Source organism: Mesorhizobium sp. M1C.F.Ca.ET.210.01.1.1, assembly GCF_004791585.1.
Taxonomy (GTDB): Bacteria; Pseudomonadota; Alphaproteobacteria; order Rhizobiales; family Rhizobiaceae; genus Mesorhizobium.
The window spans coordinates 1-1,067 of record NZ_SRUU01000094.1; the positions used below are offsets into that span (position 1 = coordinate 1).

The following is a 1,067-nucleotide window of genomic DNA, read 5'->3' on the forward strand; positions in this document are numbered from 1 at the left end:
CAGGGCTATCGCATATGGGTCAGCGCCTGGATGAGGTAGTCGTCATTCCAGGCACATTTCTTAATGCGGTGGCTGATGGGGACTTTGTCAGCATCGGCGGCCTGAAGGATGTTTTTGGCGATGCGGTTGAGCATCGCGGTGTTGGCAGGGGCATTGTCCTTGCGGGCGCGGGATTGATCCTCGCCCAGATGAACGTCGAGCACCCAATGCAGCCCGTTCTCGATCAGCCAATGAGCCCTTGAGAGGTCGAGCGCTTGCTGCGGCGACAGTAGTGTCGAGGCCATGAACAGGCGAACCAGCGGCTTGGTCTGGTCGCGCTGGCTGGTGATGCGAATGAAGGCTTTATGGCCGGGCATCAGCGGCTCGACCGCAGCTACGACCTCGGCCTGCCGCCATTCATTGCGGCCATGGCTGGTTTCGGTCCGCTCGGCGACGGCGGGGGTGACCTCGGTCAGTCGCTGCTTGGCGTGAGCAACCCAATGCCGACGGTTTCCCTTGAGCGCGAGCAGGTAGTCGCCGCCGCGTTCGGTGATGGCCTGTGCCATGCGCGTGTGACAGTGGAGCGCATCGGTCGTGACCATTGTGCCAGTAAGATCAATGAGTTCGACGACCTTGAGGGCTGCCTCGACCTCATTGTCTCCGTCGCGCGGCGACACCGCCGCCAGGCACAGCCGCGTCTCGGCGGCAAAGGCCGACACCGTCAGGGGCGGACTGGCCGCAAGACCCTTCTCATAGGCCCGCCGCAGCGCCTTGCCGTCGAGCGAGACCACTTCTTGGCAGGCTCGCGCAAAGCCCGCGGCAAAGGCGGCGAAGGCCCGACCGAACGCCTCTGGATCAAGCAGCCGCAAGAGCCGCGAGAACGTGTCGTGGCTGGGCGCCACTTCATACTCATCAACCGCGACAGCGCCTGCTTGCGCTCCTGCGCGAACAACGAGAACTCCGTCGCGTTGCTCGCTCCGCACAGGCTCGCAGCGATCATCATTACGATCAAATCGCCAAGCCGATGCGTGGCGTTGCCAGCGCGCGGATCGGGCACCGCACCGAAATAGCTCTCAAGGCTGGAAATG

General features: G+C 63.4%; 1 protein-coding gene and 1 pseudogene. Both read right to left on the reverse strand.

From position 1 onward, the window contains the following. Nucleotides 1-5: 5 nt before the first annotated feature. Nucleotides 6-881, reverse strand: a complete 876-nt coding sequence (locus EN853_RS33060) for an ISAs1 family transposase (RefSeq protein WP_245517514.1) — start codon at nucleotides 879-881, stop codon at nucleotides 6-8. Nucleotides 882-943: 62 nt separating this feature from the next. Beyond that, a pseudogene (locus EN853_RS35040) lies at nucleotides 944-1,036 on the reverse strand (hypothetical protein); the annotation flags it as partial. Nucleotides 1,037-1,067 lie beyond the last annotated feature (31 nt).